Source organism: Moorena sp. SIO2C4, from assembly GCF_010672485.1.
GTDB classification, from domain to species: Bacteria; Cyanobacteriota; Cyanobacteriia; order Cyanobacteriales; family Coleofasciculaceae; genus Moorena; species Moorena producens.
The window spans coordinates 1-7,972 of the sequence record NZ_JAAHGN010000259.1 but is presented as its reverse complement, the minus strand read 5'-3'; the positions used below and the strand labels follow the sequence as shown (position 1 = coordinate 7,972).

General features: G+C 43.2%; 5 protein-coding genes. 4 read left to right on the top strand and 1 reads right to left on the bottom strand.

The window, feature by feature from the left end; genetic code table 11:
* Nucleotides 1-246: 246 nt before the first annotated feature.
* A complete protein-coding gene (locus F6K20_RS15355; protein WP_287295205.1) occupies nt 247-873 on the bottom strand; it encodes a Uma2 family endonuclease in 627 nt (208 codons plus the stop codon).
* A gap of 834 nt (nt 874-1,707) precedes the next feature.
* Here F6K20_RS15355 and F6K20_RS15350 point away from each other — a divergent pair.
* The 4 genes from F6K20_RS15350 to F6K20_RS15335 all read left to right on the top strand — a co-directional run bounded on the left by F6K20_RS15350 (nt 1,708) and on the right by F6K20_RS15335 (nt 7,815).
* Nucleotides 1,708-2,184 (top strand): nucleoside deaminase, encoded by a 477-nt coding sequence (locus F6K20_RS15350; protein WP_044492630.1) that lies wholly within the window; start codon nt 1,708-1,710, stop codon nt 2,182-2,184.
* 155 nt (nt 2,185-2,339) lie between these two features.
* Nucleotides 2,340-4,880, top strand: a complete 2,541-nt coding sequence (lon, locus tag F6K20_RS15345; RefSeq protein ID WP_287295202.1) for an endopeptidase La — start codon at nt 2,340-2,342, stop codon at nt 4,878-4,880.
* Between the two features lie 778 nt (nt 4,881-5,658).
* Nucleotides 5,659-6,111, top strand: coding sequence for a cupin domain-containing protein (locus F6K20_RS15340; RefSeq protein ID WP_008182370.1), 453 nt, complete (start codon nt 5,659-5,661; stop codon nt 6,109-6,111).
* A gap of 195 nt (nt 6,112-6,306) precedes the next feature.
* On the top strand, nt 6,307-7,815 hold the full coding sequence (locus F6K20_RS15335) for an SLC13 family permease (protein WP_287295201.1): 1,509 nt from the start codon (nt 6,307-6,309) through the stop codon (nt 7,813-7,815).
* Nucleotides 7,816-7,972 lie beyond the last annotated feature (157 nt).

Here is a 7,972-nt window from a genome sequence, read left to right as displayed (position 1 = left end):
TAACATCAGCCTTAGGCATACTTTGATTGGTAGTGCATCTGATGGTTTGCCGTTTTAACTATACCAGTTATAGGGGTTTTAACTTGGGTAAGTTACTTACGCCCTTGGGATTTTAGAGAGTAGGGAGTAGGGAGTAGGGAGTAGGGGGAATAAACTTGACTTTATCTTATAAGTATGATTAACGCTATAATTCTTTATTACTTGACATTAATAGGACTTAAATATTATCCAAAAATATCGAATGTTTTAAAAATATTTCCTTGCCCAATCTCGCACTGATCGCCGAATTACCCGCCTACCATCAGCCCGATGGCGCTCAATTAAACTAGGAAGCTCTTGAATCGGTAACTCAGTAAAAATCCTACTCTTTGCTTGTTCTACATACTCACCTTCTTGCAGTAAGTAAATTGTTAGTTTGCCAGAATCATAGCACCATATTTCTGGGACTCCTAAGCGAGAATAGATTGGCAAACGAGGCAGTGATTTACTAGTTATATCAATTTCTAGAGCAAGATCTGGGGGGGGATATTGGTTGAGATCTAAGTCCAACCTGCCTCGAATCGCCGCTTCATTTTGGATATAAAAACAATTATCTGCTTCTAGCCCAGCTAAGCTACTCTCTCGCCGCCAGGTTGTTGACCCTAAACTTTCGTAGTCCAAATCTAGTTCATCTGCCAGGTCTTTAACTAAGTCACCAATCACCTCTTTATAATATTCATGTTCAGGTAAGGGAGTCATAATCTCAATGGTACCATAATCATAGGCTAAACGAGCAGAGCGATGGTCACCTAAATCCAGCAGCAGATTTTCAAACTGTTCCCAGGAAATGTTATGTAAAACCACCCGATCTGCTCTCGGTTTCGTCACTACCATTAGTTTGGTCTCCGAAGCTAATAATAGGTCATTTTTTTATTATATAATTACTCTCTATAGCAGTTATCAATTGGGGAAGTTACAACGTGCTGATAACTGCTAAGCATCCTCTCTATCAAGCTGAGAAAAAAATTTTTTGACAGGGATTGTGGACAATTCAATGTTCCAAAAGAACCGCTTCGCGAACGCAATCGCAACCACCAGCTGATTGAGAAGAACTTCGGTATGGGATTTAAAACTATACATTATATCAAAGATCAACAAAGCTCAACAGATGCTGGGTTTAGCACCCCAAAAACTCCAGCAGCTTCAAGCCTTAGGGGAAGATGGGGATTTGAGCTTGCCATTTGATCCGATAAATTTTAACATAAATTAATGTAAGACAATATTTCTCAACATATTAACTATGGCTACTTCAGAAGAACAACGCAAACAGAAAATCATGGAGCACCTGCAGAAAACTACGGAACTGCCTCAGGAGCAGCCTTCCTTATATTCAGAGGCTAAGAAGCAGATAATTATGGAGCACATCAAAATGACACGAGGTTAAGGCAAACCCCTAGATATTGCGTAGGGTGGGTTAGGCGCGGCCAGGATTTGAGGGATTATCAATCAGTCTTTGAAAGCGCCGTAACCCACCTTCTTCAAATTTCCCTTCGTTCAAGCCAACTTACATTTTTAGAGATGTCAGCCCAGTAGGGTGGGTTAGGCGCGGCCAGGATTTGAGCGATGATCAATCAGTCTTTAAAAGCGCCGTAACCCACCTTCTTAAAAATTGCGCTCCTGACGACTGAGCTATCATGGCAAAGCGAAAATTCTAAACCATGGAAATTCATGACACAGCCTAACAGTCGCTTTATGAATGAGGCAATTGCTCTATCTGTGATCAGCGTTCGCTCTGGAAAGGGAGGTCCATTTGGAGCAGTGGTTGTCAAGGATGGAGAGATTATTGCCAAAGCTCATAATCAAGTCACCTCCACTAATGATCCCACCGCACATGCTGAAATTGTAGCTATCCGTGATGCTTGCAAGGTCTTACAGACTTTTCAACTGACCGGTTGCGAACTCTATACTAGCTGTGAGCCATGCCCGATGTGCCTCGGGGCGATCTACTGGGCTAGGCTAGACAAAGTTTACTATGCCAATACTAAAGCTGATGCCGCTCAAATTGGATTTGATGACAAGTTCATTTACGAGGAATTGGACTTGCCGATAAGCGATCGCAAACTCCCAATAATTCAATTGATGCCGGATGAAGCGTTGAGAGCTTTCCAAGAATGGCAAGAAAAAATCGATAAGGTAGAATATTAATAATAGGGTTTAGCCTATATAAACATAAAAAAAATACCATAAAATTGAAATACAGGCTAAAGTGAGCTGTTGAGATTGCTTACCTGCTCCCTGCAACCAAAATATCCCGGAGATGGCGAAAGGCAGAACGTGAATCGATGGGAGAGGAAGGTTTTATGGATATCACTGCTAGCGTATTTTCCAGGCAAGACAAACAGCTGGAAACCAGCTTACTACTTCCCCTGCGCAACATTGTGTTACTGCCAGGGATTACGCTGCCAATCGTAGCAGGTAGGCGTCGTTCTGTGGCAGTAGCTGAGTCAACTATGCTGACTGAGCACAAGCAGCTAATTGTGGCTGCGATTCGCCCAGAAGCCCAGGGGCGACTGGAGGAAGACGAAAAAGCTGAAATTAATAGCCTCGAGGAGATCTATCCGGTTGCTACCCTGGCTGTGGTCAAAAAAATGAGCAGGCTACCCATCGGACCAGTGCAACTGATCATTGAAAGTCTCGAGCGAGTCCGAATTGAGCAATTAATTCAGACCGAACCCACCTACACTGTTAACTATCAACTCCTGCCTCAAGTTACTACAGAAACAGCGATCGCAGCAGGAACAGAACAACAGACCCTAGCAGCCCTAACTAGTGCGATTCAATCCCTTTGGCAAGAGGCTGCTATGTTAAATTCCAACTTCCCTGAAGAACTTTTAGCAGTCTTATTACATAGCGATGATCCAGCACAGTTGGCTTACCAGACCTCCATCTTGTTACAGCAGGATGTTCCGGAAATGCAGGCAGTGTTAGAGGAGGAAAACCTGGAGATGCTCTTGCGTCAAATGTTGGAGGATTTGAAGCAGGAGGTAGAAGTCCAGCGCCTGCGTAGAGAAATTCTGGGAGAGACGAAAAAGGAAATTGAAGGGCAGCAGCGGGAATTCTTCCTGCGCCAGCAACTGAAGCAAATTCAAGAGGAATTAGGTGAGCTGGATCCCGATAGTCAGGAAATTGAGGAATTGCGGGTTCGGATCAAGGAAGGCCAATTACCGGAAACTGCCCAAAAGCAAGCGAAACGAGAATTAGCTCGCTTAGAACGTATTGGGAATGCCTCGGCAGAAGGTGGGGTGATTCGCACTTATCTCGACTGGTTGTTAGAGATGCCTTGGAACAAGACGGTGCAGGACAACCTGGATCTGCAACATGCTAGGGAAGTCCTTGATGCGGATCACCATGGCCTGACCAAAATTAAAGAACGTATTATCGAACACCTAGCTACCTTCAAGCTCAAACAAATGGCTTGGACTCAGCAGGATCTCGAAACAAGGGATGCTGAACAGCCACAGAAACCAGATCAGCGCTACAGCATCGGTACAGTAATTTGTTTTGCTGGTCCTCCGGGGGTAGGTAAAACCAGTCTAGGTCGCTCGATTGCTCATGCTTTGGGTCGTCCCTTCGAGCGAGTCAGCCTGGGTGGGTTACGGGATGAGGCAGAATTACGGGGTCACCGTCGCACTTATATCGGTGCTATGCCAGGTCGGATTATACAGGCGCTATATCGAGCTGGGGTGAAGAACCCAGTGATTATGCTTGATGAGTTGGATAAGGTGGGCATGGACTATCGTGGTGACCCTGCCTCTGTTTTACTAGAAATCCTTGATCCCCAGCAAAACCATAGTTTCCGAGACCTATATTTGGATTTGGACTTCGATCTGTCCCAGATTATCTTCATTGGTACTGCTAATGACCTATCTCGTGTTCCCCCTCCACTAATAGATCGGCTGGAGATTATTGAATTATCTGGGTATTCCGAACAGGAGAAAATTGCGATCGCTCAGAAATATCTATTGCCTCGACAGATCGAAAAGGCAGGACTGCCAGCTAATGCTGTGGAACTACCCACAGAAACCCTACGCCAGGTGATTGAAAACTACACTCGTGAGGCAGGAGTACGTAAACTAGAGCAACAACTGGGGACTCTGTGCCGCAAAGTTGCCGTTCAGTATGCCAATGGTAAAACTGAGCCAATGGCAATCAATCCGGAACAGTTGGAAGCCTCACTCGGACCAAGGCGCTTTCTGCTCGAACAGATCCGCAAAACTACACAACCTGGAGTAGCCACAGGTCTGGCTTGGACTCTCCAAGGCGGAGAAGTCCTCTTTGTTGAGGCTGTCTTCTTACCCCAGGGTAAAGACTTGATGCTCACCGGTCAGCTTGGGGAAGTAATGCAGGAGTCGGCTCAGATTGCTCGCTCCTATGTCTGGTCTCATGCTGCATCTGTGGGAATTGACTTGAGTGCATTCAAAGATAATGGCTTACACCTCCATGTGCCAGCCGGTGCAATTCCCAAAGATGGACCCTCTGCAGGGGTAACTATGGTAACAGCGATCGCATCCCTGTTGATGAATCAATCGGTACGCACGGATACTGCCATGACCGGAGAAATTAACCTCAGTGGTGAAGTACTCCCCATTGGTGGAGTGCGAGAAAAGGTGTTAGCAGCGCACCGGACTGGTATCAAACGAGTGCTGTTACCGCAACAGAATCAGAAAGACCTAGTTGACGTGCCGGACGATGTGCGTAGCCAAATGGAATTTATTTTATGCGATCGCATTGAACAAGTGTTGGAGAATGCCCTACTCCAGCAACAGGAAGTAAAATCTCATCAAGATTCACGGGATGGTCATCACAGGATAACTAAACTGTTTCAGATGTTTAGTAATTGAATCCAAGCGATCACTTACTCCAAGTATCGAGCGATGCACGGCTCTACAAGAACAACTCGCTAAACAACAGGTTTCGACTAATGCTGCTGTCGAAAGATTAGACCGAATCTTGGATTATCTGATGCGACGCCATGGAAAACCCTAAAAACAATCAGGTAAAAGGTAATTTTGTCAACCCCCTACCGATTTACTACCTACCCCTATTTATTACGTACTTAGAGACCAATAGAGATTGCTGGTTGAGTTAGAGTATAGGCTGTGGGATCTAGGATAATTCACTGGCGATTTTATATTTCTTTACAAACTGTCTCAGATGTAAATCAATCGCCCCAAAAAAAATGTGGAGTATAGGCTGTGGGGTGTAGGGGAATTCAAGGGCTATTTCATATTTCTTTACAAACTCTCCCAGATTAAGTCAATCGCCCCAAACAAAAATGTGAATTATAGGCTGTGGGGTGTAGGGGAATTCAAGGGCTATTTCATATTTCTTTACAAACTCTCCCGGATTAAGTCAATCGCCCAACAAAAATTTAGATAATATTAAATTTAATAGCTAGGGATTGGTAGATAAAGTAAACTGCAACTAGTCTAAGACTATGCGGCGACTATCTTACTAGATTATTGACTAAGATTATTTCCTAAAAGTTACCACTTACAATTCTAACCAATGCTTTGCTTTGAGTTGGTCAAATATTCTCCGACAACTCGGAAAGCACTTAACTAATTAAATTCTCAATTAACTTCTCAACAGTCAACCCTCAACAGTAATAAATCAACCATGGATAATCGTTGCATGATTCCCGTAGTTAGATCTCCCAAAGACTACCAAGCTTATCGTATTAGTCCCCAAGATAAAAATCGCTTAGCTATTGTCTTTGATCCAGACAGTGCTAATGCTTCAATAACATTTTGTGTAGAGATTTTTGAGCCAGGAGGAAAGACTCCGCTCCATTATCATAAAATTGGAGTAGAAATGTTCTATATCCTCAAGGGTCAAGGGCTAGCTAGCTGTGATGGCAAAATCGTTACGCTGCGGACTGGAGATACTTTATTAGTTCCGCCTACAGGAATTCATGAAATTAGAAATACTGGGACTGAGCGTTTATATACCCTGTGCTGGATGGTGCCTAATGAGGACTTTGCTGAACTGGTTCGCAGTGGTACACCGGTTGAATTCGATGAAGAGGATTTGAGAGTGCTTGGGCGTCAAGATGTGTTGGTAGCTTGCTGAATAATTTATGTTGAATAATTAAATAGCTGGATATCTGGAACTGTTAATAAATTCGTATTTAGTAAAATCCCAGAATTGTTCAATCCAGCAATAACAGGACTTACGGAAAACTGGACTCCAAACTCACTTATAGTGTAGGCTTCGTTAAGAAAGCATCTTACTAATAGAAGTAGAGTTACTGCGTAAGTCCTATTGATGAAAAAAAGCTTTTACCTAGGAGTTAGTATTTTTACCCTATGCTGGCTCCTTTCATTTTTTCCAGCATTATTCCCTGAAAATTTACCACCAACTGCTGTGAGAATGCTAGGATCAACCCTTCTCATGGCAGTTTTTTGGATTGCTGAAACTATCCCGATTGCGGCCACCTCGATAATTCCCTTGGGTTTATTCCCCTTTTTAGGAATTATTTCTGCTGAAGAGGTTGCTTCCGCCTATGCTTCTGATGTAGTCTTGCTATTTATGACAGTTTTTTTTATTGCTAAAGCGGTTGAAAAATATAACCTACATCAGCGGATTGCTTTCCACATTATTAGCATTATTGGTACCAAACCGACCAGGTTAATTTTGGGATTTATGCTAGCAACAGCAGTATTGTCGATGTGGATATCCAATACAGCTATAACCTTGATGATGCTGCCAATAGCTATCTCTATCATCGAAGAAACAGCTCTTGCCAATCCCAAAATTGATGTGGGTAAAACTCTGGGAACTTCACTAATGCTTGGAATTGCCTACGCAGCTAATATTGGTGGGATTGGAACTCCGATCGGGACGCCACCTAACCTGATATTTCTGGCACAATTAAAAGAAAATTTTCCAGACAGTACCCCCATTACATTTTTTCAATGGATAATGGTGGGAGTGCCAGCTGTTTTTATATTTATCTTTTTAACTTGGATCTATTTAACTAAAATTACAGTCAAGCTTGATAATAACAGTTTTTCGTCAGACTATTTTAAAATTCCAGGCAAAGAAGTCCAGAAACTGGGAAAAATGTCTCAGGGAGAAACATACGTTGCTATTTTATTTGGGTTAACAGCATTGTTGTGGATTTTTAGGGCAGATATCACCATCGGTTCATTTACATTAACTGGTTGGGCAACCTATCTGGGCGTGGCTAACTTTGTTCATGATTCCAGTGTGGCTGCCCTAATTGCTGTTATCATGTTTATACTTCCTGTGAAAACAGAGACGGGGGATAAAATAAACCTCCTAGACTGGGAAACCGCTGTAAAAATTCCTTGGGGAATATTGCTGCTATTCGGGGGTGGAATTGCAATTTCTAAAGGGTTTGCTGCGTCAGGATTATCTCAATTCCTAGGGGATAATTTACAAATCGGATTGCAGGGACTTTCAACGGTTTTGATGGTAGTTTGCATCTGTGTATTTATGACATTTTTAACAGAAGTTACCTCGAATATAGCAACCACGGCTCTGATCATGCCTATTTTAGCTACTGCTGCATCGATTATAAATGTTTCACCTGCTTTGTTGATGTGGCCCGCCGCACTTTCTGCTTCCTTCGCCTTTATGCTGCCAGTCGCAACTGGTCCCAATGCCATTGTTTACTCTCAGGAATATTTTCCAATTTCTACCATGGCTAAGGTAGGATTAGTTTTAAATATAGTGGGGGTGATTTTAGTAAGTTTGTTGATGAATTTTGTAGCTATCCCCATGTTGGGATGGGTAGAGGTTACAGGTTGAAGGTTGGAAGGTTGAAGGTTGGAAGGTTGAAGGTTGGAAGGTTGGAAGGTTGAAGGTTGGAAGGTTGAAGGTTGGAAGGTTGAAGGTTGGAAGGTTGGAAGGTTGAAGGTTGGAAGGTTGAAGGTTGGAAGGTTGAAGGTTGGAAGGTTGAAGGTTG